Below are 24,971 nucleotides of genomic sequence, written 5' to 3' on the forward strand. Positions count from 1 at the left end.
AATCGAAATTAACCTAAAGTATGAAAAAGCTATTGTTATCATCTATAGCGTTTGTTTTTTTACTCACAAGTTGTGGGTCTAAGACAAAAGGAGAACTAGTCGGAGCTCAAGGAAAACGTTGGTATCCGGAGAAACCTTACGGAATGGAATTGATCCCTCAGGGTTCTTTCATTATGGGTAAGAGTGAAGAAGATCAAGCTAAAGTTCTCAACGCACCAACTAAAACTGTTACAGTACGTTCATTCTATATGGATGATACCGAAATAACGAACAGTGAATACCGACAATTTGTAGAATGGGTGAAAGATTCTGTTGCAAGAACAAAATTAGCCATTTTAGCCGACGAACTAGGTCTTAGCCCAGAAGATGGCGGAATTGGTGATTATGCATTTAAAGATGCTGATACAACTAAATCTTCTGCGTACGATAAGTATATGTTGGATAATTATTCTGGTATGGGAGAAACTGGTTATGAAGGAAGAGGACTAAATTTAGATGAAGATCTAATTTGGGATACTGCTGATTATCCAGATGAATACTATACCGAAATTATGGATTCATTATATATTCCAGAAGAGGAATCTTATAATGGACAACGTACAATTGACGTAACAAAATTGAAATATAAGTACAACTGGATGGATATTGCTGCTGCTGCTCGTTCTAAAACGGGTAGAAGAAAAGACTTTATCAGACATGAAGAGTTGGAAATTTATCCTGATACAACAGTTTGGATTCGTGATTTCGAATATTCGTACAACGAACCAATGCACAACGATTATTTCTGGCATGATGCATATAGCGATTATCCAGTAGTTGGTATCTCTTGGGAGCAAGCGAGAGCTTTTTGTAACTGGAGAACAAAGTTTAAAAACGACGATCAAAAAGAAAAAGGAAAGCAGTTTGTTAATCAATTTAGATTACCTACTGAAGCTGAATGGGAATATGCAGCAAGAGGTGGTATCGAAGGTGGTACGTACCCATGGGGTGGTCCATATGTTATTAGTGACACAGGTTGCTACATGGCAAACTTTAAACCACAGCGTGGAGATTATGCAGCTGATGCAGCTCTATATACTGTAGAAGCTAAATCTTACGAGCCAAACGATTTTAACCTGTACAATATGGCTGGTAACGTTTCTGAATGGACTAACTCTAGTTACGATTCTGATTCTTACGATTATGTTTCAACTATGAACCCGAATGGTAGTAATGGTCCTAATCAAAGAAAAGTTATTCGTGGTGGTTCTTGGAAAGATGTTGCTTATTTCTTGCAAGTAAGTACAAGAGATTATGAATATGCTGATTCTGCTCGTAGTTATGTAGGTTTTAGAACCGTACAAGATTATATGGGAGAAGAAGATTTTAACTTAACGAAATAAATTAAACCTAAATAGTAACCTGTCTTTGAATTATTTTAAGGATAGAAATAAAATCAAAAGTTAACCAAATCCTTATTATTAACATTAAACTTAAATTAAATTAAAAATTATGGCACAGTCAAAAGCAACAAAGAAATTATTCGCAATGGCCTACGGTCTTGGAGCATCAATTGTAATTATAGGTGCATTATTCAAAATTTTACACTGGGAATTTGGCCCACTAACAGGTAGTTTATTACTTGCAATCGGTCTTATTACAGAAGCACTTATTTTCGCTATTAGTGCATTTGAACCTGTAGATGATGAATTAGATTGGTCTTTAGTATACCCAGAATTAGCAGGTGGTACTGCTCAAGATAGAAAAAATGAAGTAGCTGAAATTAAAGAAACTGAAGCTTCATTATCTGGAAAATTAGATGAGTTATTAAAAGAAGCTGGTGTTGATGCACAACTTATGGAAAGTTTAGGAACTAGTATCCGTAACTTCGAAGGAGCTGCAAAAGGTATCGCACCTACAGTTGATGCAATGGAATCTACTAGAAAGTATTCTGACGAAATGGTTCAGGCTGCTTCTCAAATGGAATCATTAAACAGCTTATACAAAGTACAATTAGAAAGTGCTAGTAAACAAGCATCTGTAAATGAAGAGCAATTGCAAAATGCTGCTGCTTTAAAAGACCAAATGCAATCTTTAGCTACTAACCTTTCTTCATTGAATGGAGTTTATGGTGGTATGTTAACTGCAATGAACAAAAGCTAATTAGTTTTAGTAAATAACCCCAAATTGAATATTAATTAAAACTAATTAGAAAACATGGCAGGAGGAAAAGAAACCCCACGTCAGAAAATGATAAACCTAATGTACTTGGTTTTCATTTGTATGCTGGCGCTAAATATGAGTAAAGAAGTTCTTGCGGCATTCGGAATTATGAATGAACGTATGGAAGCTTCTAACGTCAAGACTATAGAAAGTAATGAAGCTTTCTTAGCAAGTCTTGGAACAAAAGCATCTGAAGATGCAGCAAAGTATGACAAGCTGTATAAAGATGCTCAGAAAATCAAAGAAATGTCGAAAGACTATTATGACTACTTAGAAAATCTAAAGGCAGGTATGCTTAAAGGTGTTGAAGACCCGAAAGATTACACTGTAATGGATAAGTCTGATTGGTTAGACCAAAAGTTCTTTCAAGGTGATGCTCTTGGAGCAGGTGGTAAAGAGTTCATGAAAAGATTGAATGATTACCGTACGAACGTTGCAGCTATCGCTCCTGCAGCAGTTAAAGAAGCAGTTAAAACTCGTTTCGAAACTGGTGATGCGAACGGTAAAGTTGAAAAACGTGACGGAACTAAGCAAGATTGGATTAACTATCATTATGAAGGTTTTCCACTTGTAGCTTCTTTAGCTAAATTAACTGCACTACAAGCAGATGTTAAGGCAACTGAAGAAGATGCTTTAAAGTCGATGTTAGCAGGTGAGTTAACTGAACAAGTATCATTGAAAAACTTTGCTACTTCTCTTTTTGCAAGCAAATCTGCTTACTATACTGGAGAAAAGTATGATGGTAAAATTATTATCAGCAAAACTGATAATTCTTCTACACCGGTAAGAGCTGAATTAACTTTAGATGGAAGAAAACTTTCTGAAGGTAAAGATTATAAGATTGAAGCTGGTGGTATTCGTATGTTAATTGGTTCTGGTAATGCCGGAGATCATGAAGTAGCTGGTACGTTATACTTTAAGCAAGATGGTAATGAGATTGAAGTACCTGTGAAAAATTCTTTCGCAACTATTAGTAAGCCTAACGCTGCATTAATTGCTGCTGATAAGATGAATGTTGTTTATCGTGGTGTGTCTAACCCAATGTCAATTTCTATACCTGGTATTCCTAATAACAAAGTACGTGCTTCGGCTCCTGGTCTTAAGCAGAGTAGTGGTAGTAAGTATATTATGAACCCTGGTAAAGGTAGAACAGTTACTATTACTGCATCTGGTACATTACCTGACGGTCAAGCTATATCTTCTAAGTCTGAATTCAGAATTAAAGATATTCCAAGACCATCTGGATCTGTTAGAGGTGAAGCTGGTAGCATTAAAATGCCTAGAAAGAACTTAGAAGTATCAACTGTTGGTGCTATGCTTGAAGATTTCGATTTCGATTTAAACTTAAAAGTAAGTGGATTTAAATTGAAAGTACCAGGACAGCCAACTGTAGCTGTAAATGGTCAGAAGTTAGATTCAAGAGCTAAGTCTGCTCTTAAAAGAGCTAAGAGAGGTGATGCTGTTCAAATCTTTGACATCAACGCTTATATTACAAATAACAAGAGTTATAAATTGAAGAAAGTATCTCCGGTTGTTGTGGAGATCACAAACTAATAATTAATTAAAGTCCGGACAGTCGTTTTGATTGTCCGGATATTTTAAAGTCAAACAGACATGAATTGGAAAAATGTTTTATTGATCGGAGCCGTTACCTTACTGCCCGCATCTATGATGGCTCAAGCGAATATTTTAAACGCTAAATTGCCGGAAGAGATTGGACAAAAAACGGAAGCTCAAAAAGCTTTAGATGACGATACTCCACTCGAATATGGATACGTAGATGATAGAGATATCCTATGGTCTAAAACTACATGGGAAACAATCGACCTTGATGAACGTGTTAATTTCCCACTATACTACCCTATTGATACTATTGATATAGGTGCGGATAGAAGATCGCTTTACGATGTATTTATTAAAAACATTAAGAACGGAAAACTTCAAGATGTTTATGTAGATTCATACTTTACTGAGAAAAGACAGTTTTCTGATTTGCAAGCAACTTTGCAAAAAAAGGATACTACAGATCTTGGTTATGAGCAGATTAATGCTGGAGAAGAACTTTCTGCAGAATATATTAATCAAAGAGATTTATCAGCAGCTGATATCGAAGAATATCGTATAAAAGGTATGTGGTATTTTGATAAGCGACAAGGTGAACTTAAGTACCGTTTATTAGGTATTGCACCAGTTGCACCAGATGTTAACTTTATTGATGACGATTCTATGGATCCTAGCGATTCAATGGTTGAACTTTTTTGGGTATGGTACCCAAGTGCCAGGCAGATTTTACATGAAGCCAAAGTTTTTAACCAAAGAAACTCAGCGCAGCCAATTTCTTATGATGCATTGTTAAACGCTCGTAGGTTTAATGGAGTTATCTATAGAGAAGATAATGTACATGGTGACCGTAAGGTTAACGATTATATTTCTGATAATGCTTTGTTCCAATTACTAGAGGCCAAAAGAATTAAAGAGGTCATTAGAGACAGAGAACAAGATATGTGGTCGTATTAAGACAGAATTTATTCCAATTCAATAGATAAAAAAGCCTCAACAGCAATGTTGAGGCTTTTTCATTTCTACTATGCCAATTACAATTTCTACCTTTATCAAATGTTAGATTATCTTATAGTTGGATTAGGAATAGCGGGAGTTTCGTTTTGTGAAACGTTAGAAAAAAATGGTAAATCGTTTCGAGTTATATCTGATTCGTCTCAAACTTCGTCCAAAGTAGCGGCTGGTATGTATAATCCAGTCATATTAAAAAGGTTTTCATTAACCTGGAAGGCGCTTGAGCAAATGGAGATGGTAGTTCCATTTTATCAAAATCTTGAACATAAATTAAAGGTAAAATTAGATTACAAGCTTTCTGTGGTTAGAAGATTTGCATCTATTGAAGAACAAAACCTTTGGTTCGAAGCTTCCGATAAAATTGGTTTACAACAGTTTTTATCAACACAGCTAATTTCAAATAATAATCCCGGTATCGATGCACCTTTTGGCTTCGGGGAAGTTTTAAATACTGGACGTATAAATACTAATTTATTACTCGAAAGCTATAAAGAATATCTTATTGAAAAAGATTTGTTCAAAAACGAGACATTTCAGCACGACAAGCTCGATCATACGGATAGTGGTATAACCTATGGTGAAATAAGTGCTAAGTGTATAGTTTTTGCGGAGGGTTTTGGTATGCAAAATAACCCATACTTTAATTATTTACCCATAACAGGAACAAAAGGGGAATTGCTGACTATTAAAGCGCCCGAATTAAAAGAATCACTTGCTGTAAAATCCTCAATTTTTATCATTCCTTTTGGGCAAGATTTGTACCGTGTAGGTGCAACTTATAAATGGAAAGATAAAACTAATGTACCCACTCAGGAAGCTAAAGATGAACTATTAGAAAAATTAGAGACTTTTCTTCGATGCGATTATGAAGTTGTAGATCATGTGGCAGGAATTCGACCCACAGTAACGGATAGGCGTCCGCTGGTTGGGAGGCATCCAGAACATAAAAATTTTTATGTGTTAAACGGATTTGGTTCTCGAGGGGTAATGATTGGCCCTTATGCGTCGAACCAGTTATATAATGCTATCGAAAATATTGAGCCAATAGCTGCAGAAATGGATATTGAGCGATTTAGAAAAAAATATACTACAGTTTAACTTTCGAAGCATTAGGATCGTAATGGATGAAAAAATTAATCCAGATATTACGCGAAACGCGTACAATAAAGGGCATGAAAACAATTAATGCACCGACAATGGAGATAAATATACCCATTAAAGAAGCGTCAAATACAAAATAAGAGATTACAGCTGCAGCCACAGCAAAGGCGATTCCAACACTATAACTAACATACATGGCGCCAAAAAAGAATGAAGGTTCTATCTTATATTTGGTATTGCAGTGTGAACATCTTTCATGCATTTCAAAAAGATTTCCAAGATGATATGGGTTTTTGTCCTTATACATGCTTTCTTCATGACATTTAGGACAAGTTCCTGTTAAAATACTGTATGCTTTCGTTCCTTTTTTTAACATTTGCAAAATCTTTATGTAAAGATAGTATTTTGCCTTTTTTTTAATGCCGATTTCAATTGTGAAAATCAATATTCAAATTGATTCTACTTATTGAATGTTTTTTATAAAATGTGGCTTTATATTAGGAAAAATATTATTGGAAACACTAGAATAATTCATTATTAATCTCATAAGTTTTAAGGCTATAACATGTTAAACGTCCACAATCTTTCTGTCTCTTTTGGTGGGGAATATTTATTTGAAGAAATATCGTTTCGTTTAAACGGTGGAGACCGCGTTGGTCTTATAGGTAAAAATGGTGCAGGTAAATCTACCTTGTTGAAACTTTTATCTAAAGAAATGGCTTATGATACTGGTACAATAGCTATTGAAAAGAATGTTAATATAGGCTTCTTAAAACAAGATATAGATTTTGTTGTTGGACGAACTGTATTAGAAGAGGCTTACCAAGCCTTTGAAGAGATTAAAACGTTAGAAGCGCAATTAGAAGATGTAAATAAACAACTTGTTGAACGTACCGACTATGAGTCGGAAGGGTACAATCAGTTGATGATTGATTTAAGTGACCTGACACATCGCTTTGAGATTATAGGCGGTTATAATTATCAAGGGGATACTGAAAAGATTTTACAAGGTTTAGGTTTTAAACGAGAAGACTTTGATAAAAAGACAGATACTTTTTCTGGTGGTTGGCGTATGCGTATTGAATTGGCAAAATTATTATTACAAAGTAATGAAGTGCTGCTTTTAGATGAGCCAACAAACCACTTAGATATTGAATCTATTATTTGGTTAGAGCAGTTTTTAAAAGGCCATACCGGTGCGGTGGTAATTGTATCGCATGATAAAATGTTCCTAGATAATGTAACGAACAGAACTATAGAGATTTCATTAGGGCGTATTTACGATTATAATAAACCCTATACCGAATTCTTAACCTTACGAGGTGAAATTAAGCAGCAACAAATGAATGCCCTTAAAAATCAGGAAAAGGAAATTCAACAAGCTGAACGCTTAATTGAAAAATTTAGAGCAAAATCAAGTAAAGCATCTATGGCGCAGTCACTTATCAAAAAATTAGATAAGATGGAACGCATTGAAGTTGATCAAGACGATAATGCTGCGATGAATGTTCGGTTCCCTATATCAGTAACTCCGGGTAAGGTTGTTACGGAAATTGAAGAATTATCTAAAAGTTATGGTGATCATCAAGTTCTCAAAGATATAGACTTGTTAATTGAGCGTAATAGTAAAACTGCCTTCGTTGGGCAAAACGGTCAGGGAAAGTCAACCTTAGCTAAAATAATGGTTGGTGATTTAGAATATGATGGTCATTTAAAATTGGGGCATAATGTTGAAATAGGATATTTTGCTCAAAACCAAGCTGAGTATTTAGATGGTAATAAAACTATTTTAGATACGATGATTGATGCAGCAAACGAAAAGAATAGAAGTAAGGTAAGAGATATATTGGGTTCCTTTCTATTTAGAGGAGAAGAAGTGGAGAAGTTTGTGAAAGTTCTTTCTGGTGGTGAACGAAATCGTTTGGCTTTAGCAAAAATGCTTTTACAACCATTTAATGTATTAGTGATGGATGAACCTACCAATCACCTAGATATCCAATCTAAGAATGTTTTAAAAACAGCATTACAAAATTTTGAAGGGACTTTAATTGTTGTTTCGCACGATAGGGATTTTCTACAAGGTCTGACTAATAAAGTTTATGAATTTAAGGATCAAAAAATAAAGGAATACTTAGGTGATATAGATTATTACCTAGAACAACGTAAGGCGGCCAACTTTAGAGCTATTGAAAAAAAACAAGAGGTTCAAAAAGAAAAAGTAGTTTCCGATAAAGGTCAAAATAGCTTTAAAGATCAGAAAAAAATTAAGTCAATAAAGAATAAGCTTAGTTCTATTGAAAAGAAAATTGCTGATCTTGAAAAGAGTATAGCAAAAAGTGATCATGATTTACTAATGAATTATGATGCGACTATAGCGCAACCTAATTTTTTCGAATCCTACAATCGTAAGAAAAAAGATCTTGAGGAATTAATGATTTCGTGGGAAAAAGCTACCCTAGACTTGGAGGAATTAGCTTAAAAAACGGTTGTAATGCAACTTGAGATTTTTTTACCACAGAAAATAGGACTTTCACAACAAAAAGTTACCGTTCGTCGATATTATTTGTTTTTTAGCGGGCGTAAAAGTTTATTTGTAGGGTAATTCCTATATGATATTACAACTTTTTTAATAGACCAAATTATTACAAATGAACACGAAACTATATTTTGTTTTACTATTTATTGCTTGTCAAAGCATAATGGCAATAGTTCCAAAAAGTGAAAAGCGAGTGCTAATAGACTTATATAATAGCACGGCTGGTGAAAATTGGAACCAAAAATGGGATTTAAATAAACCAGTAGCTACTTGGCATGGCTTGGAAATTGAGAATGGCAATGTTGTAGCTATTCATTTAATGGATAATAATTTAAATGGCGAACTACCTACATCAATCGGAGAACTATCTAAACTTAAAGAACTAGATGTAGCCTTTAATAAGTTAAAAGGTAATATACCAACTATTATTGGTGAGTTAAAGCGGTTAGAGGTTTTAAGATTTGGTAAGAATAAGTTTTCGGGATCTATTCCAAACGAGATAGTGAACCTACATAAATTAAGAATACTCGATTTGTTTAATAATAATTTGACAGGAGAGTTGCCTAAAGGAATCGAAAATCTTGAGAGAATCGAAGTAATATCTATTTCTGATAATTCTTTATCTGGAACTTTACCAGAAGGTTTAGGTGAATTACAACACCTAAAAAGATTAGAAATAGCTAATAATAAAATAGAAGGTGATATACCTGATAGTTTAAGTAATCTTAAAAATTTAAAATCACTCGTTTTAGCTGAAAATAACTTTGAAGGAAAATTTCCAAGCTCAATTTTTAGTTTGCCGAATTTAAAAGTTGTGCAAATTCAAAGAAATAATTTTGATCAAATGTATATCAAAAATAGCCTTCCAACTGAGACTAGTGTGGTTATGTTAGATTATGAAAATAAAGATAAATTTTCTGAGAACCCTATAGAGTCGATTCTAAATCATACAGAGGTTAGAACTGCAGATACTAAGTTCGAAGATGAGTAGCGTTAAAGAAGATAAAAAGTGGAACATGAAGTTGTTGAAACAAAATATTAAAGTACTTGTAATACTCTGTTTGGGTTTTATTTACAATGGGTACGCACAAATAGCCTCAGCTGAGAAGGACGTACTTTTAGATTTGTATAATGAACTAGAAGGAAACAATTGGAATCAGAAATGGAATATTCAAGAACCAGTAGCAAATTGGCATGGGGTTGAGATTTCTGGTACTCACGTAGTAGGATTAGATTTGTTTAGAAATAACCTGAAGGGCCAATTGCCGGAAAGTATTAACAAGTTAAATAAATTAAGGTATTTAAACTTAGCCTTCAATGGTTTGGAAGGAGAACTTCCTAGTACGATTACAGATCTTTCACATTTAATAGTTTTAAAACTAGAGATGAATAAGTTAGATGGTACTTTACCTACAGAAATTGGTAAACTTAGAAACTTAAAGGAATTTACGATTTTCAATAATTTCATTTCAGGAACAATTCCAGAATCATTAGGTAAAATAAAGAATTTAAAAATATTGAATTTATCAAGTAATAAGTTTGAAGGTGCTATTCCTGGTTCATTAGGTAATCTAACAAAATTAGAAAGTTTAGGACTTTTTGAAAATGGCTTAAAAGGAGCTATTCCTAGTCAAATTGGAAATCTAACAAAATTAAAAGAATTGGTACTTGCAAATAATGAATTCAACGGAGAAATACCTATGGAAGTTGGTCAGTTAGCAAGTCTGGAAATATTTCAAATTCAAAATAACAAATTCGATTCCTTTAAAAGTTTAGAACAATTTAGTTCTCGAGAGTTATTGGTTTTTGACTATGATAAAGAAGAGGAAGATAAAATTGATTTTAAAGAAACAAATTTCAACAAATCTCGTATGGCTGATACGAAATTTGAAGATGATGATAATGAGTAGTTGTGTGTAACTTTAGTTAGTTTGGTTAAAAGGGGTGCGCATTGTACCCCTTTTTTTAGCACTAAATGCAAAAAAAAATCGATAAAAATATCAGAAAACCGGTTTTTTTACGTTAAAAGCAAACAATTAGTTCACTAATGAAAATTTTTAACCTGAATTTTTGGCCGTAAAAGGCTTCAACAATTGATAAAACAAGTGAATTTTTATTGTAACCCAAAATCTAATAATTATGACCAAAAAACTACTTTATGCTTCATTTCTTTTCATTCTTTTCTTTCAAACTGCCGTCCAAGCGCAGGTGCCAGAAAATGAAAAGTCAGCTTTAATTGATCTTTACAATGCTACAAATGGTGATTCGTGGCTTGTACAATGGAATTTAAAAACGCCTGTAAATCAGTGGTACGGTGTAGATATAATCAATAATCATGTTGTTGGTTTAAATCTATATAAGAATAATCTGGTAGGTGAAATTCCAAATACTATCCAAAATCTTAAAAAATTAGAAGTATTAGATTTAGCTTTTAATAATTTAGAAGGAAATTTACCTAGCGAGATAGCTAAGCTTACTAACTTGAAAGTTGTGAAACTTGAGATGAACGGTTTAAAAGGAAACTTGCCAAAGAACTTTACTGCTATGCAGAATTTGGAGGAGTTAATCTTGTTTGATAATAAATTGGAAGGGAATATTCCTTCTAGCATTGCAGAAGCAAAAAAGCTTAAAATATTAGATCTTTCTAATAACTATTTTGAAGGTAATTTACCTGCTACAGTTGCTGGATTAACTAATCTAACAAATTTTAGTGTTGCCGGTAACAAACTAGGTGGAGAGATTAATTTTAGCTTTGCTAAAATGAAAAATTTGTCAGAGTTAATGTTATCTTTTAACAACTTTAATGGTGAAGTTCCTGAAGGTATTGAAACATTAAAAGATATTCAATTCTTACAACTTCAAGGAAATGGTTTTAGTTCTTTCGAAAGTCTTAAAGAAATGAAAAGTGTTGATCTAGTGGCTTTTGATACAGATGATCTTCAGTTGAATATTAAATATAAGCAACTTCATGAAATTGATAATAGCGGAATGGCTAACAATAAATTTGAAGACGAAGAATAATCATTTAACAACTTATTCAATTATTAGGGATGCAAATGCATCCCTTTTTTTTTGTCAAATTTTGAAAAATTCAAAGACATAGCCTATGCAATGCTTTTTACATTTAAGATATGTTTAACTTTAATAGCTTAAACTAATAGATAGTTTTGTAGTCTTAACAAGAATCAAACTTCTAAACCAATACATGAATACTCGAAAAATTATACTCTCAATAATTGGTGTCTTATTAATAATAGGTGCCTTTTATGCTGCAAACCTAATTATAGATAGTAAAAAAAGCTTTAAGCCTAAGGCTCAGAAAGTTGTTAAAACTGTATTTGCTGAAATTGTTGAAAATTCTGAGGTACCTATTGTAGTTCCCGCTAATGGTAACCTTGTAGCAAAAAACAAAGTTGAATTATATGCAGAGGTACAAGGTGTTTTTAAAAGAGGAAACAAGTTATTTAAAACTGGACAGAGTTTTAGGGCAGGAGAAACAATTATAAGTATTGATGCATCTGAATATAGTGCTAGTGTGCAATCTGCAAAAAGTGATTTGTATAATCAGGTTACAGCCATAATGCCTGATTTACGATTAGACTACCCAGATATCTTCCCAAAATGGCAAACCTATTTAAGTAGCTTTGATTTAAATAAAGCAACTCCAGATTTGCCAGAAATGGTATCAGAGAAAGAAAAGTTTTTTATTAGTGGACGGGGTATTCTTACTAGCTTTTATAATGTTAAGAACCTAGAACAACGTCTTTCTAAATATAGAATTACCGCTCCTTTTAGTGGTGTGCTTACTGAAACGTTGGTAACGGAGGGTACTTTGGTACGTTCTGGACAAAAGTTGGGTGAATTTATAAATACTGATGTCTACGAATTAGAAGTAGCTGTGAGTAAAAACTTTAGTGACTTATTAAAAATAGGGGAAAAGGTAGCATTATCGGCTTTAGGAGATACTAAACAATATGAAGGCAAAGTTGCTCGGATTAATGGTAAAGTAGATCAAGCATCGCAAACAATAAAAGCATTTATTGAAGTGAAAAATAGCGACCTACGAGAGGGTATGTATCTTGAAGCTAACCTAGATGCAAGAAATGAAACGGATGCTATTGAGGTTGATAGGGGACTTTTGCTAGAAGGTGATAAGATATTTGTAGTTAGAGATACCATTTTAGATTTAATCGATGTTAGGCCTGTTTATTTTTCAGATAAGAAGGTGGTGCTTAAAGATGTGCCAAATGGAACAGTTATCGTGTCTAAGCCCATATTGGGAGCCTATACAGGTATGGCTGTAAGAATCTTTGAAGATAAACCTACAAATACCGACAAATAATGCGCAAATTAATAGAGTATTTTATAAGGTATCATGTTGCCGTTACAGTATTGATATTGGCCTTTGCAGTTTTTGGTATTGTAGGTGCAGTATCACTTAAATCATCATTCTTTCCGCTGACCGATTCTAAAAATGTTTCTATAGCAATAACGTATCCAGGAGCATCACCACAAGAAGTAGAAGAGGGAATTGTTCTTAAAATTGAGGATAATTTAAAAGGTTTAGAAGGGGTTGATCGAGTTACCTCAACTTCCAGGGAAAATAGCGGTAGTATAAATGTAGAAATTGAAAAGGGCAGAGATATTGATTTCATGTTACTCGAAGTTAAAAATGCTGTCGATAGAGTTCCTACATTCCCTACAGGGATGGAGCCTCTAATTGTTTCTAAATTAGAGGTAGTTCGTCAAACTATAAGTTTTGCAATAAGTGGTAGCGAGATACCTTTGGTAACTTTAAAACAAATAGGTAGAGAGGTTGAAAATGATATTCGAGGTATTGAAGGAATATCTCAAATTGAAATTTCAGGATACCCAGATGAAGAAATTGAAATTGCAGTTAATGAAAATAGCTTATTAGCTTACAATATTTCATTCACAGAAGTTTCGGAGGCAGTGGGGAATGCAAATATTTTAGTAACTGGTGGTAATATTAAAACGAATGCTGAAGAATATTTAATTCGTGCTAATAACCGTTCGTATTATGGTGATGAATTATCTAATATTATCGTCCGTGCCGATCCTTCTGGGCAAACAGTTCGACTAAAAGATGTTGCGATAATACGAGATCGATTCTCTGAAACTCCTAATGCTTCTTTTTTTAATGGCAACCTTTCAGTAAGTACTACCATTACTAGTACCAATACAGAAGATTTAATTACTTCAGCTGATAATGTGAAAGCATATATTGAAGAGTTTAATCAGAAGTATGATAATGTAACTCTTAGTGTTGTAAGTGATTTATCAGAAACTTTAAAGGGAAGAACCCAACTTCTAGTAACTAATGCTTGGCAAGGTATGTTACTTGTACTCATATTTTTGTCTTTATTCCTAAATACAAGATTAGCATTTTGGGTGGCGTTTGGACTGCCGGTAGCGTTTTTAGGGATGTTTATTTTTGCTGGATTTTTTGATGTAACTATTAATGTTCTTTCTTTATTTGGAATGATTATCGTAATAGGTATCCTTGTAGATGATGGTATCGTAATTGCCGAAAATATATATCAGCATTACGAAAAAGGAAAGTCACCGGTTAATGCCGCTATTGACGGAACCTTGGAAGTGCTGCCACCAATTATATCTGCGATTATTACCACCATCCTGGCTTTTTCAATCTTTCTATTCTTAGATAGTAGAATAGGCGAATTCTTCGGTGAGGTTTCAGTTATTGTAATTCTTACATTGGTAGTTTCTTTGGTAGAAGCTTTAATTATTTTACCGGCTCACTTGGCCCATTCAAAAGCATTGCAACCTGCTGAAAAGACTCCAAAAACTGCTATTGGTAGAGCTTTTAGTAAGCTTAGGATTATAAATGAAATGGGTGATCGATTTATGAAATGGATGCGTGATAATATGTATGCACCAATGTTGAAATTTGCCCTGAAATATAAAATCTTAACCTTCGGTATTTTCGGTATGGCACTTATTTTAACCCTAGGCTCTGTTGGAGGTGGTGTTGTAAGAACAGCATTCTTTCCTCGAGTTGCTAGTGATAGAGCATCGATTGAATTATTAATGCCAAATGGAACAAACGAGAAAGTGACAGATTCAATTATTTCATTAATTGAGGAAAAAGCGGAAATAGTTAACGAAGAATTGACCAAAAAGTATTTAGCTGGAACCGATAAAATTTTGTTTGAAAATATTATTAAAAAGGTTGGTCCAGGATCTTCGGCAGCAACATTAACGATTAACTTATTGCCTGGTGAAGAAAGACCTGATGCGGTAAAGGCAGATTTAATCACCAGTAGATTACAAGAATTAGTAGGGCCAGTAATCGGAGTGGAAAGTCTTATTTATGGTTCTGGTGGTAATTTTGGTGGGTCTCCCGTTTCAGTTTCACTTCTGGGTAATAATATAGAGGAGTTAAAAGCTGCCAAATTGGAGTTAAAAACAGCTTTGATAAATAACCCTACTTTAAAGGATATAGCAGATAATGACCCAGCTGGTATTAAAGAGATTCGACTTGAACTAAAGGAAAATGCTCATTTGTTAGGCCTTGATTTAAGAAGTATAATGAACCAAGTTCGTGCAGGTTTCTTTGGCTCTCAAGCACAACGATTTCAAAGAGGCCAAGATGAAATAAGAGTTTGGGTACGTTATGATCGTGAAAACCGATCTTCAATTGCAGATTTAGATGAAATGAGAATTGTAACTCCGACTGGAGATAGAGTTCCATTAAAAGAAATAGCGACTTATGTAATAGAACGTGGTGATGTGGCTATTAATAGACTGGAAGGAAGACGTGAAATCCAAGTTTCAGCCGATATGAAAGATCCAAAGGACAGCCCAACGGATGTTATGAATCAAATACGGGACGAAATTATGCCCGAAATACAATCTAAATATCATTCTGTTACTGCTTCATATGAGGGACAAAGTAGAGAGCAGGGTAAACTTGTTGGTTCCTTAAAATTTGTTGGATTAACAGTGCTCGCCTTAATATATATAACCATAGCCTTTACCTTTAGAAGTTTTAGTCAACCTTTATTGTTAATATTGCTAATTCCTTTTAGTTTAACAGCTGTAGTATGGGGGCACTGGATTCATGATTTTCCAGTAAATATTTTATCCCTTTTAGGTATAATTGCTCTTATAGGAATTATGGTGAATGATGGGCTCGTACTAATTGGTAAATTCAATACTAATTTACGGTCAGGAATGAAGTTTGATGATGCTATATTTGAAGCTGGTAAATCGCGATTCAGAGCTATCTTTTTAACTTCAATTACTACTATTGCTGGTTTAACTCCATTATTATTTGAAACAAGTAGGCAAGCACAATTCTTAAAACCAATGGCAATTTCAATTGCATACGGTATCGGATTTGCTACGGTGTTAACATTAATGGTGTTGCCGCTCTTTTTGGCTTTTAGTAATAAGTTGAAAGTGAGTACAAAATGGCTGGTGACAGGTGATAAAATAACAAAAGAAGAGGTTGAAAGAGCAATAAAAGAACAACAAGATGATTTGCACCTACAGGGCCAAATGTCTAAACCGAGAAGTAATTAAGCCCAGCTATAATTATAGAAAGGAAATTAGTTTCAATTCCCCAACGATTTAGAATGCATAAAAGAATGAAAAATTTATATCTAAGCACCCTATTTATCCTAATTATTACTAGCACTTTATGTGCGCAAGAAAATTTGCTTTCTAAAGAAGAAGCAGTCAATTTGGCTTTAGAAAATAATTTTGGGATAATGGTGGCAAAGAATCAAGTCGCAATTGCTGAAAACAATAAAGGTGTTCTTAATTCTGGTTTTTTACCTACACTTACCGGTAGTGCTAGTGCTAACTATGGAAGAAATGATAATCATATAGAATTTCCTGGACGTTTTGAAACAGATCCAGTTACTGGCGAAACACAACCTTTTCCAGATACTGAATTATATAAAGCAGAAGCGCAGAGTTATAGCACAGCACTTACAGCCAACTATACCTTATTTGATGGTCTTGGACGTTTTTATAATTACAAACGTTTGAAAGAGCAGTATCAATTAAGTGAATTGCAAGCAAGAGAAACCATTGAAAATACGGTTTTGGAATTGTTCAGCGTATATTTCGAAATAGCTAGACTTACAGAAAATGAAAATGTATTTCAACAGACATTAGAAACTTCGACGCAACGTATTACACGAGCTGAATATGCATTTGAATACGGTCAAAATACAAAACTTGATATTTTAAATGCTCAAGTTGATGTTACTAATGATAGCATTAATTTATTGAATGCAAAACAACAACTTGAAAATGCTAAACGTGACTTAAGTGTGTTACTCAATCAAGATTTAAATCGAGTTTATGAGGTGGATACGCTGGTAAATTTCATTCCTAAAATTCAACTCGAAGAATATATGTCGCAAGTTGATTTGAATAATGTGGCATTATTACAAACCGAGAAAAATTTGGCTATTAATGCCTATGATATAAAAGTTAGTAAATCTGGTTATTTGCCAACTTTGGGAGTATCTGGAACATATGGTTGGGGACTAAACCAATCTGCTGCTTCAGCATTTTTTCCTGGAACAAATAATGAGAATACACGGAATTTTGCTTTGGGTGCAAGTCTATCCTGGAATCTGTTTGATGGTGGAAGTACAACCGTGCAAGTGAAAAACGCAAAAATTGCATATGAGAACCAAGAGTTTTTAAAAGAGCAAATACTGCTGGAAGTTAATAGAGATTTACAAAATGCAAGAACTATTTATGAAAATCGTCTAAGTGTTTTTCAAATTCAGGAACAAAATGTTATTACCAATATTAATAATTTTGAGCGTTCGAAAGAACAATTTCAATTGGGTCAAATAACTTCAATAGAATATAGACAAGCACAAATTAACTTGCTAAACGCCCAAACAAACAAGAACTTGGCAAAGTATGATGCTAAATTGGCTGAGTTACAATTATTACAATTAACAGGACAATTATTAAATGTTGAACTTTAGCGAATCAACTACTTTTCATTCTTGTTTGGAGGTATAAAAAAAGCTATCTTTTATGACTAAATAAAAGTAGAAATGACCAAAATTGGAGTTGGAATAATTGGAACGGGATCTATTGTAAATACGTATAACAAATGTATTTCTGAACTTGAAGGTGTTGAATTAGTAGCACTATATACAAAATCGTCTTCGAGGGTTGCTGAGGTGGAAAAAGCTTTTGGAGTTCAGGCATTTGATGATCTTGATAAATTGCTTTCCTTACCAGAAATTCAATTAATATGTGTTTGTAATGAAAGTGGTAATCATGGGGAAGCAATTCAAAAAGCAGCTGCAGCAGGTAAACATATTTTAAGTGAAAAACCTTTAGAGGTTACTCCCGAAAAAATTGATGAAGTTATCTTAAGTTGTAAAAACAACAATGTTATTTTAGGTTGTGTTTTACAGAATAGATGTAGTACAGACTACGTGTTAGCTGAAAGTGCTATTAAAGAAGGAAAACTAGGAAAGTTGTTAATGGGAAATGCCCATATAAATTGGTATCGTAATAAAGAGTATTACGCTAAAAATCCGTGGAGGGGAACGAAACGTTTTGATGGTGGTGCCGCGTTTATGAATCAAGGAATACATACCATAGATTTATTACTGAATTTAATGGGTGATGTAAAGTCTGTTTTTGGTAATGTAAAAACAATGGTACATTCCATCGAAGGTGAGGATGTTGGAATTGGAGTGTTAAATTTTAAAAATGGAGCTATTGGCACAATAACAGGTGGTACAGCTTTGTATCCTGGTTATTCTGAACGATTAGAAATATTTGGAGAACGCGGTAGTATTTTGTTAGAAGGGGGAAAGATTATTCAATGGAATATTCTTGATGCGGATAAACCTAAACTATTAGATTCTAGTTCTGATGGTAGTGGGGCGTCTGACCCAACAAGTATTGGACATGAAAATCATAAAACTGTTATTCAAGATATGATTACTGCAATTAAAGAAAGTGGTAAGCCTATGGTAGATGGTGCTGAAGCCAGAAAAGCCGTAGCAGTTATTACTGCATTTTATCGATCTTCGGAAGCTGAAGAATTGGTTCAGTTATAATTTCTAAACATATAAAATGTATGAACATTTTTTTCAATGCCCATATTGTTGGGAAGAGATATCAATGTTAATGGATACCTCAATTCAACAACAAACTTATGTTGAAGATTGTGAAGTATGTTGTAATCCTATTGAGATAACAACAACTTTTAATATGGGAGAATTGTCAGCTGTTGAAATAAATGAGTTAGGACAATAGAAGTATTACCCTTCGCCCAAAATTATTTCTAAGTCCTCTTTGTTATCAGAAATATTCTTAGCTGATACTGGATTTACTTTTGTTCCCCATAGATAGACACGTTTTAAACCGCCCATTTTTTCAATATTAGATAAACTAGAATCAGTAACTTTCGTGCCATAAAGATTTAAAGATTCTAGATGACTTAATCCGGTTAAATGGGAAATACCATTATCTGAAATATTAGTGTTTTCTAATTGTAGTCGAGTTAAGTTTGTAAAACCGGATATAGATGATAGCCAATCACTTTCCACATTAGTTCGGGCTAGTGATAACCATGTAATATGGTTTTTAACTTCTTCTAATGCTTTAATTTTCTCTTGAGTTAAATCGTTGCCAGAATATTTTATATCTAAAAGTGGATTGGTAGCCCCTAAAGTATTTACGGTAAAACCAAGATTTATCAAAGCAGTTATTTTAGTGCTATCAGCTGGAGCAATGGTTACAGTTTCATACCAAGGTTTCGGATTCATATCAAGACCAAATCTTCTTAATAAAACAGGCTTTATATTCTCATCAACGGCAAAGGTAGAAGCTGGATCTTCATACGAAGCGCCTTTATTTATCCACCATTCTACTGTTTTAATCTCATCATACGTTAAAGCATTTTTCGTAGGTGGCATAAATTTGATGTTTTTTTGTGGTAAAGTAATACGCCTAAATAATTCACTTTCCTCCAAATTACCAGGTGCAATTGCTAGACCTCCATCCCCACCAAGTTGTATGGAATCGATATGAGCCATATTAAGGCCACCTCTTTTTACTTCATTGTTGTGACACGCAAAACATTTTACTTGAAATATAGGCTGAATTAAATCCTTATAAACTAAAACCGAATCTGGAGTTCCCAATAGCACTAAGGAATCTTTTTGGTTGGAAACTCCTAATATACCTTGTATCGATTCTGGAGCATATTCGGTTAAGTAGGTCTCCCCATGGGTAAGATTCCCTCCTTTATGACCTTCAATCGAAAGCATTAAAAGTAGCACTATATTAAACCCGTTTTGCAGTAATTTAGAATAAGAATTGGGCTTCTTTTTTAACCACCATCCTACAAAAGCAAATATAACAAGTGCAATTCCTAGCCAGCGATGCGAAAAGAGCATGTCCTCTTCGTATAATCCAGTTTCTCCTAACCACCAACCAGAAAAGGCTGCTGCGGCTGCGCTAACAGCGCCTAATAACCATGCTATTGGAATTAGTTTACTTCTTGTTTCAACTTTTCGAAAATTCTCAAACCATTCTAATAAAATAGCTAAGATTAAAAATCCAATAGGTAAATGAACAAACAATGGATGAAAACGGCCTAAAAATGTTGAAAACTCTAATGCTAACATTCAAACTTATTTTTGGTGTGATTATTAAATTTTATTGATTGAAAACGATTTACAACCTTTACATAGTCTTGTACATAAGATGCTTAAAGGTTTGTGATTTGATACTTGCAAAGTGGATTTTTTAGAGTCAACTTTTGTATAGTTATTTATGTAATTCATAATTATAATTTAAACTACGCTAAAATTTCTTTTACTACATCTCCATGGACATCTGTAAGTCGATATCGTCTTCCTTGAAATTTAAAAGTAAGGCGTTCATGATCCACGCCCAATAAATGCATTAAAGTGGCTTGAAAATCATGCACATGTACTGGACGTTGGGCAACATTATACCCGAAGTCATCAGTTGCACCCAGTGTAAATCCTTTTTTTATTCCAGCACCAGCCATAAATATGGTAAAACATTTTGGGTGATGATCTCTACCGAAATTATCCGGAGTTAATTTACCTTGAGAATAATTAGTTCTTCCAAATTCTCCTCCCCAAACAACCAAAGTATCCTCAAGCATACCTCGTTGTTTTAAGTCCGTAATTAATGCTGCTGTAGCTTGATCGGTTTCTTTGCATTGTACTTTAATTGCATTTGGTAAGTTTCCGTGTTGATCCCAACCTTGGTGATATAATTGAATGAATTTTACATCGCGTTCTGCTAGTCTGCGGGCTAATATACAATTGGCAGCATAGGTACCTGGTTTACGACTATCTTCTCCATACATTTCATATGTTGCATCTGATTCGTCTTTAGTGTCCATAATTTCTGGCACCGAAGTTTGCATTCGAAAAGCCATTTCATATTGCGCCATTCGAGCAAGAATTTCTGGGTCACCTACATCATTATGATTTAGTTGTTCTAATTTTTGTAAATGATCTAATTGTTCACGCCTACTTTTTCCATCAATTCCGGGTGGATTTGTTAAATAAAGAACAGGATCTTTACCTGATCTAAATTGTACCCCTTGATGTTGCGAGGGTAAAAAACCATTACCCCATGCTCTGGAATAAAGAGGTTGACCAAACTTGTCTTTGGTAACTAAGACTACGAATTCTGGTAAATTTTTATTGTCGGTACCCAATCCATAGCTTACCCACGATCCTATTGATGGACGACCAGGTAATTGCGATCCTGTTTGAAAAAATGTTACTGCAGGATCATGATTAATAGCCTCGGTATACATTGATTTTATAAAGCAAAGTTCATCAACTATTTTGGCAGTATGTGGCATTAAATTAGACATCCATGCGCCACTATCTCCATGTTGCTTAAAATCAAATACCGTACCTGCTATTGGCAAGGTTGCTTGACCAGAAGACATACCGGTTAATCGCTGTTCTCCTTGTACACTTTTTGGTAAATCTTGCCCTTGCATTTTATTCAATAAAGGCTTGTAGTCAAAAAGATCCAATTGTGAAGGTGCGCCACTTTGAAATAAATATATTACACGTTTAACTTTTGCCGGGAAATGAGGATTGCCTAAAACACCTCCACCACCAAGCGAACTAACTAAGTCTTGCTTGTTATTCGAAAACAAATCCATTGGGTCTAACATGGAGGCCATGGACAGCGCTCCCATGCCTAAACTTGTCTTCGTTAAAAAGTCGCGTCTTGAATAATTTTTTTTATGATTGTGAGTACACATTTTGTTTTCGAGTATTAACGTTTCATATAAGCTTCATCATGGTTAAGAATTGTATTTGCTACCATGGTCAACGCTGCTGTTTTTTCATTAAGTAGCGAATTGTTTAATTTTTTATTTCCTACAGAAAGCAGTTCTTGCGCTTCTGAAGGATTATTTTTAAATCTTTTACTTTGATTTTCGAATAAATCTTTTAGAATTATTGTCTCTTCAGTTTTTGGCTTACGACTTATTGCTAATCTGAAACCATAAGCAATTTGGTCATCTAAGTTACTGCCTCCTTCAAGTACCATACGTTCAGCTAACATTTTTGAAGCTTCAACAAATTGCGTGTCATTCATGAGTACTAAGGCTTGCAATGGCGTATTTGTATTTTCCCTTTTAACTATGCAAACTTCACGTGAAGGAGCATCAAAGGCTGTCATAGCAGGATGTGGAGAGGTGCGTCGAATAAAAGTATATAATCCTCTTCTGTATAAACTATCTCCTTCAGATTCTTTGTAGTTTAATAATTTGTGTGAGAAACTATTTTTTTCAATCCATAAATTTTTAGGTTGATAGGGCTTTACGCTTTTACCTCCTACATGATTAACCAATAGACCACTTGCCGCTAGAGCATTGTCCCGAATCATTTCAGCAGGTAATCGATAACTATTACTTCTAGCTAGATAAATATTATTCGGATCCTTATCGAGTTGATTTTTAGAGGTTTTAGAAGTCTGTCTATAAGTATTAGACATAACCATGGTTTTTAAAAGTGCTTTTACATTCCAATTATTTTCCACGAAATCTACAGCTAGCCAATCTAATAACTCCGGATGGGTTGGTAGCGCACCCTGTACTCCAAAATCCTGAGGTGTTGAAACTAATCCCTTTCCAAAAATCATTTGCCAATAGCGGTTTACAGTAACTCTTGCTGTTAAGGGATTTTCTTTAGAAAAAATCCATTCTGCAAGACCTAATCTATTTTTGGGCGTATTTTCAGGAAATGCAGGAAGTACTTCCGGAGTGTTCGCATTAACTTCATATATAGGTTGTTCGTAATCACCACGATTGTAAGCATAGGCTTTTCTTTTTTCTGGCATTTCTTCCATAACCATAACTTCCATTACGGGTTGCATTAAATTAAGCCATTCGCCCCTTAAATCTTTTAAATCCTTTTCTATTGCTAATATTTCTGGTGCTTGTTTAGTTGTAATTGTAGCTATTTCTTCTTTATTAGGAGGTATTGCTGAATCTGATGCTAACAATTTAACCTCATAGGGTGTTAGCTCCTTGGAATACACGAAGATATCATCAAGGGCACCTTTAAAAATACCATATTCCCCAGTAAAACTTCGGTAGCTTTTAGCGACTTTTACAGGTCTAGTTTCTACGCCATGCACTGCAGATTGTAAAGTTTTTATGGATTTATATAAATGATTATACGGAATTAAGGTTTCCGTTTTTTCTCCATCTATGTATAATGAAAGTCCTTTTGCATTACCGGAACCGTCATACGTGAAGGCAACATGTTTCCAATTATTAACTGTTATAGAATCTTTAGATTTAATTTGAATATAATTATGAGGTAATGAGTGTATGAGTCTTGCATTTAAGTGATTTAGACTATCTAAATAAAAGTCCCATCCACTCCAATAGTTGTTTTTTTCGCCTGAAGTGCCAATTAGTTGTTGTGTCTTACCCTTTTCTCTTTTGGTTGTTTTTAACCAAAGTGCTGCTGAAAATTTATCATTTAATTCAAAATTCGGAGTGTCTCGAAGGTAGACTTCATCGTACTCCCCTGTAAAAACAAAGGCATTACCTTTTTTTCCTTCTACTACTTTAGGAGTTTTAGATGCTGTTACTTTTTTGTTGTTATCTACAATAAAGCCATTTTTACTTTTACTTATTTTATTAAAAGGGTAGTGGCCTATCATTCCTTGTTCAGTAACATTCGATGGCATTATTGCAATAAATGTATCAAGATCTTGAAGTTCTTTTTTAGTCAATTTTAGTTGACTTTCTTTTTCATTAATAGCTTGTTCAATTGTATTTAAACTCGTTTGTGTTTCCTCGTCTGGTAATGCTAATAATGGGCCATAATTTCCATCATCGCCGGTCATTCCTAATTCTTTTACATTATTAAAAAATGCAGTTAGTTGAAAATAGTCCTTTTGAGAAATTGGGTCGAATTTGTGATCATGACAACGCGCACAAGCAACAGTTAAACCCATCAGCGCTGTACCAACTGTTTCCGCACGATCCCATACATAATTTAAACGAAATTCTTCTTCAATGGCACCGCCTTCGGCCGTCATCGGGTGGTTTCTATTGAAAGCGGTAGCTAATTTTTGATTTTTAGTTGGGTTCGGTAAAAGATCGCCAGCAAGTTGCCACGTAACGAATTCGTTATAAGGTCTGTTCTCCTTAAATGAATTTATTACCCAATCGCGCCAAGGCCACATTAAGCGCCATCCGTCGGCATGTAAACCATGTGAGTCAGCATAGCGCGATAGGTCCATCCAATCAAGAGCAAGTCGTTCTGCTGTCGCATCCGAAGCTAATAAATTATCAACAACCTTTTCATACGCATTAGGATTGTCATCATTTAAAAAAGAGTTCAGTTGCGTAATAGAAGGTGGTAGGCCTGTTAGATCCATTGAAACTCTACGTAATAAACGCTCTTTTTCTGCTTCAGGTGAAGGCTCAAAATCTTTTTGTTCTAATGTTTGATATACAAAATTGTCAATGGTATTGGTAGAAGGCCATTTTTTGTTTTTAAAATGAGGCGTTTCGGCTTTAATAGGTTTAATAAATGCCCAATGTTCTTTCCATTTCGCTCCTTGTTCTATCCATTTAATTATCATGGCTTTTTCATAAGTACTAAGGGATAAGTGCGAATCTTTTGGAGGCATTTGAATTTCTGCATCACTACTTAAAATTCGTTTTACAGATTCACTGTCTTTTGGGTTTCCTGCTACGAAAGCAGAATTTCCACTTTCAAGTTTATTGAACGCTTCTTGTTCTAAATCTAATCGTAAGCCGGCTTTTCTGGTATTATCATCTGGTCCATGGCAGTTGTAGCAACGATCAGATAAAATAGGTTTAATATCAAAATTGAAATCAATAGTTTCGGGAAGTTCTTGGTAGGCTAATGCTACTTCTTTAGGCATATCTAAAGAACATGCGGTGGTCATAACACAAATTAAACCCAATAAAAATTTATAACTATTAATCATTTTAATAAAAAATATTACTACAAAATACGAT

The 24,971-nt window shown here is 34.2% G+C and carries 18 protein-coding genes; 14 read left to right on the forward strand and 4 right to left on the reverse strand.

Annotated elements, in window-relative coordinates; genetic code table 11:
• Positions 1 to 20: 20 nt before the first annotated feature.
• The 5 genes from gldK to ABJF52_RS04900 all read left to right on the forward strand — a co-directional run bounded on the left by gldK (position 21) and on the right by ABJF52_RS04900 (position 5,874).
• Entirely contained in the window at positions 21 to 1,382 is a 1,362-nt protein-coding gene (gldK, locus tag ABJF52_RS04880; protein ID WP_348147108.1) for a gliding motility lipoprotein GldK, read from the forward strand.
• Positions 1,383 to 1,491: 109 nt separating this feature from the next.
• On the forward strand, positions 1,492 to 2,142 hold the full coding sequence (gene gldL, locus ABJF52_RS04885; RefSeq protein ID WP_348147111.1) for a gliding motility protein GldL: 651 nt from the start codon (positions 1,492 to 1,494) through the stop codon (positions 2,140 to 2,142).
• A gap of 54 nt (positions 2,143 to 2,196) precedes the next feature.
• Entirely contained in the window at positions 2,197 to 3,756 is a 1,560-nt protein-coding gene (gldM, locus tag ABJF52_RS04890) for a gliding motility protein GldM (protein ID WP_348147114.1), read from the forward strand.
• A 60-nt stretch (positions 3,757 to 3,816) separates the two neighbouring features.
• Positions 3,817 to 4,719, forward strand: a complete 903-nt coding sequence (gene gldN / locus ABJF52_RS04895; RefSeq protein ID WP_348147117.1) for a gliding motility protein GldN — start codon at positions 3,817 to 3,819, stop codon at positions 4,717 to 4,719.
• 99 nt (positions 4,720 to 4,818) lie between these two features.
• A complete protein-coding gene (locus tag ABJF52_RS04900; RefSeq protein WP_348147120.1) occupies positions 4,819 to 5,874 on the forward strand; it encodes an FAD-dependent oxidoreductase in 1,056 nt (351 codons plus the stop codon).
• On the opposite strand, the gene ABJF52_RS04905 is transcribed toward ABJF52_RS04900, so the two are convergent.
• The gene (locus ABJF52_RS04905; protein WP_348147281.1) at positions 5,864 to 6,253 is read right to left on the reverse strand and encodes a DUF983 domain-containing protein; all 390 of its coding nucleotides are present in this window, start codon (positions 6,251 to 6,253) and stop codon (positions 5,864 to 5,866) included. The two genes, ABJF52_RS04900 and ABJF52_RS04905, sit on opposite strands and share 11 nt — an antisense overlap.
• A 189-nt stretch (positions 6,254 to 6,442) precedes the next feature.
• Between ABJF52_RS04905 and ABJF52_RS04910 the strand changes: the two genes are divergently transcribed.
• The 9 genes from ABJF52_RS04910 (at position 6,443) to ABJF52_RS04950 (ending at position 18,709) form a co-directional block, all read left to right on the forward strand.
• Positions 6,443 to 8,356, forward strand: coding sequence for an ABC-F family ATP-binding cassette domain-containing protein (locus ABJF52_RS04910; protein WP_348147122.1), 1,914 nt, complete (start codon positions 6,443 to 6,445; stop codon positions 8,354 to 8,356).
• 169 nt (positions 8,357 to 8,525) lie between these two features.
• Positions 8,526 to 9,404 (forward strand): leucine-rich repeat domain-containing protein, encoded by an 879-nt coding sequence (locus ABJF52_RS04915; RefSeq protein ID WP_348147125.1) that lies wholly within the window; start codon positions 8,526 to 8,528, stop codon positions 9,402 to 9,404.
• On the forward strand, positions 9,397 to 10,323 hold the full coding sequence (locus ABJF52_RS04920) for a hypothetical protein (RefSeq protein WP_348147128.1): 927 nt from the start codon (positions 9,397 to 9,399) through the stop codon (positions 10,321 to 10,323). The genes ABJF52_RS04915 and ABJF52_RS04920 overlap by 8 nt, the downstream gene beginning before the upstream one ends.
• Positions 10,324 to 10,552: 229 nt before the next feature.
• Positions 10,553 to 11,434, forward strand: coding sequence for a hypothetical protein (locus tag ABJF52_RS04925; protein ID WP_348147131.1), 882 nt, complete (start codon positions 10,553 to 10,555; stop codon positions 11,432 to 11,434).
• 184 nt (positions 11,435 to 11,618) lie between these two features.
• Positions 11,619 to 12,755, forward strand: coding sequence for an HlyD family efflux transporter periplasmic adaptor subunit (locus tag ABJF52_RS04930; RefSeq protein WP_348147134.1), 1,137 nt, complete (start codon positions 11,619 to 11,621; stop codon positions 12,753 to 12,755).
• Complete coding sequence (locus tag ABJF52_RS04935) at positions 12,755 to 15,982, forward strand: efflux RND transporter permease subunit (protein WP_348147137.1); 3,228 nt, start codon at positions 12,755 to 12,757, stop codon at positions 15,980 to 15,982. The genes ABJF52_RS04930 and ABJF52_RS04935 overlap by 1 nt, the downstream gene beginning before the upstream one ends.
• A gap of 65 nt (positions 15,983 to 16,047) precedes the next feature.
• Positions 16,048 to 17,415, forward strand: a complete 1,368-nt coding sequence (locus ABJF52_RS04940; RefSeq protein ID WP_348147140.1) for a TolC family protein — start codon at positions 16,048 to 16,050, stop codon at positions 17,413 to 17,415.
• 72 nt (positions 17,416 to 17,487) lie between these two features.
• Positions 17,488 to 18,510: a Gfo/Idh/MocA family oxidoreductase gene (locus ABJF52_RS04945; protein ID WP_348147143.1), complete on the forward strand. Its 1,023-nt coding sequence runs from the start codon at positions 17,488 to 17,490 to the stop codon at positions 18,508 to 18,510.
• Positions 18,511 to 18,526: 16 nt separating this feature from the next.
• The gene (locus ABJF52_RS04950) at positions 18,527 to 18,709 is read left to right on the forward strand and encodes a CPXCG motif-containing cysteine-rich protein (protein WP_348147146.1); all 183 of its coding nucleotides are present in this window, start codon (positions 18,527 to 18,529) and stop codon (positions 18,707 to 18,709) included.
• A 5-nt stretch (positions 18,710 to 18,714) separates the two neighbouring features.
• On the opposite strand, the gene ABJF52_RS04955 is transcribed toward ABJF52_RS04950, so the two are convergent.
• From ABJF52_RS04955 to ABJF52_RS04965, 3 genes are all read right to left on the reverse strand, one after another.
• A complete protein-coding gene (locus ABJF52_RS04955; protein WP_348147149.1) occupies positions 18,715 to 20,085 on the reverse strand; it encodes a c-type cytochrome domain-containing protein in 1,371 nt (456 codons plus the stop codon).
• Positions 20,086 to 20,258: 173 nt separating this feature from the next.
• On the reverse strand, positions 20,259 to 21,722 hold the full coding sequence (locus tag ABJF52_RS04960) for a DUF1501 domain-containing protein (protein WP_348147152.1): 1,464 nt from the start codon (positions 21,720 to 21,722) through the stop codon (positions 20,259 to 20,261).
• A gap of 14 nt (positions 21,723 to 21,736) precedes the next feature.
• On the reverse strand, positions 21,737 to 24,898 hold the full coding sequence (locus ABJF52_RS04965; protein ID WP_348147155.1) for a DUF1553 domain-containing protein: 3,162 nt from the start codon (positions 24,896 to 24,898) through the stop codon (positions 21,737 to 21,739).
• Positions 24,899 to 24,971 lie beyond the last annotated feature (73 nt).

Origin of the sequence: Aurantibacter sp., assembly GCF_039941195.1 — a bacterium.
Taxonomy (GTDB): domain Bacteria; phylum Bacteroidota; class Bacteroidia; order Flavobacteriales; family Flavobacteriaceae; genus Aurantibacter_A.

Coding starts and splice junctions, on each gene's coding strand:
- gldL (WP_348147111.1), top strand. CDS start 1,492: ATGGCACAGTCAAAAGCAACAAAGAAATTATTCGCAATGGCCTACGGT.
- ABJF52_RS04955 (WP_348147149.1), bottom strand. CDS start 20,085: ATGTTAGCATTAGAGTTTTCAACATTTTTAGGCCGTTTTCATCCATTG.
- ABJF52_RS04950 (WP_348147146.1), top strand. CDS start 18,527: ATGTATGAACATTTTTTTCAATGCCCATATTGTTGGGAAGAGATATCA.
- ABJF52_RS04900 (WP_348147120.1), top strand. CDS start 4,819: ATGTTAGATTATCTTATAGTTGGATTAGGAATAGCGGGAGTTTCGTTT.
- ABJF52_RS04910 (WP_348147122.1), top strand. CDS start 6,443: ATGTTAAACGTCCACAATCTTTCTGTCTCTTTTGGTGGGGAATATTTA.
- ABJF52_RS04930 (WP_348147134.1), top strand. CDS start 11,619: ATGAATACTCGAAAAATTATACTCTCAATAATTGGTGTCTTATTAATA.
- ABJF52_RS04940 (WP_348147140.1), top strand. CDS start 16,048: ATGAAAAATTTATATCTAAGCACCCTATTTATCCTAATTATTACTAGC.
- ABJF52_RS04925 (WP_348147131.1), top strand. CDS start 10,553: ATGACCAAAAAACTACTTTATGCTTCATTTCTTTTCATTCTTTTCTTT.
- ABJF52_RS04960 (WP_348147152.1), bottom strand. CDS start 21,722: ATGTGTACTCACAATCATAAAAAAAATTATTCAAGACGCGACTTTTTA.
- ABJF52_RS04905 (WP_348147281.1), bottom strand. CDS start 6,253: ATGTTAAAAAAAGGAACGAAAGCATACAGTATTTTAACAGGAACTTGT.
- ABJF52_RS04915 (WP_348147125.1), top strand. CDS start 8,526: ATGAACACGAAACTATATTTTGTTTTACTATTTATTGCTTGTCAAAGC.
- ABJF52_RS04935 (WP_348147137.1), top strand. CDS start 12,755: ATGCGCAAATTAATAGAGTATTTTATAAGGTATCATGTTGCCGTTACA.
- gldK (WP_348147108.1), top strand. CDS start 21: ATGAAAAAGCTATTGTTATCATCTATAGCGTTTGTTTTTTTACTCACA.
- gldM (WP_348147114.1), top strand. CDS start 2,197: ATGGCAGGAGGAAAAGAAACCCCACGTCAGAAAATGATAAACCTAATG.
- ABJF52_RS04945 (WP_348147143.1), top strand. CDS start 17,488: ATGACCAAAATTGGAGTTGGAATAATTGGAACGGGATCTATTGTAAAT.
- ABJF52_RS04920 (WP_348147128.1), top strand. CDS start 9,397: ATGAGTAGCGTTAAAGAAGATAAAAAGTGGAACATGAAGTTGTTGAAA.
- gldN (WP_348147117.1), top strand. CDS start 3,817: ATGAATTGGAAAAATGTTTTATTGATCGGAGCCGTTACCTTACTGCCC.
- ABJF52_RS04965 (WP_348147155.1), bottom strand. CDS start 24,898: ATGACCACCGCATGTTCTTTAGATATGCCTAAAGAAGTAGCATTAGCC.